Origin of the sequence: Pseudomonas sp. FSL W5-0299 (assembly GCF_005930655.1) — a bacterium.
In the GTDB taxonomy this organism is placed as follows: Bacteria; Pseudomonadota; Gammaproteobacteria; order Pseudomonadales; family Pseudomonadaceae; genus Aquipseudomonas; species Aquipseudomonas mandelii.
In genome coordinates, this window is record NZ_RXHX01000099.1 from 1 (window position 1) to 1,033 (window position 1,033).

At 58.8% G+C, this 1,033-nt stretch carries 1 pseudogene; it reads left to right on the plus strand.

The window, feature by feature from the left end:
• Positions 1–174 precede the first annotated feature (174 nt).
• Positions 175–1,033: pseudogene (locus tag FHL16_RS33795) on the plus strand (hypothetical protein); the annotation flags it as partial.

Genomic DNA, 1,033 nt, shown 5'->3' on the forward strand with positions numbered 1-1,033 from the left:
AGGCGCAGTGGAAATATGCCACAGACATTGAGTGGACAACTGCCGCCACCTGGACTGATACAACGCCACAGGAACCTTTACAGGTTCGTTCCTCCGACAAACAGATCACCCTCAATCCGGCAAATATTATCGGCAACGCATCCTCCTTCGTCGCGCATCGTGACGGGGGGTGACGTGATCGCTTGGGGCAACGCTGATTCGGGCGGGAAGATTCCTCCGGCCATTATGCCCCTGAAAGACATCGTTGAAGTCAGTAGCACTTACACCGCTTACGCTGCCCGCCGAACCCATGGCGCGGTGGTGGTGTGGGGGGACGCGAGTAGTGGTGGGGACATGGGCAGTGTTGTGCCTTCGGACTTTGTTCGGGTTGTTGGTAACTCAGCGGTGTTTGCCGGTTTAAAGAATGCGAATCAGGTGGTTGCCTGGGGGTATGCCATTGGGGGCGGCACTGTGCCTACTGCAATCGCGGAACTCAGGGACATTGTGCGGATCGTTGTCAGTGGCTTCGCATTTGCCGCGCAACGGGCCACCGGGCAGGTGGTGGCTTGGGGGTATCCCCGTCTAGGGGGAAATCTGCCGACGGACATTGCCTTGCTCACCGATATCAAAATGATCCTCGGCGCCCACCAGGCCTTTGCGGCCCTTCGCGCCAACGGCCGTCTCGTCGCTTGGGGCGATGTTCATAATGGTGGAGCCCTGCCAGAACCGATTGCTGCATTGAACGATATCATCGAGCTGCGTTGTAATGCTGACGCGTTTATAGCGAAGCGCGCTACAGGCCAATGGGTGGCTTGGGGCCACCCATTAGCTGGTGGCAATATCAGCCCAGAGTTCGCGGAATTGAAGGATATTGTCGACGTGAGCTCCACATCGGGAGCATTCGCTGCTCGTCGTGCCAACGGCCATGTAGTGGCGTGGGGAAGCCCGATAGTAGGCGGCCTGGTGCCTGCCGACATCGCGCTGCTGAACGACATTGTGCAGGTGGCCGGCACGGGGGAAGCGTTCGCAGCCTTGCGTAAGAATGGTACCGTCG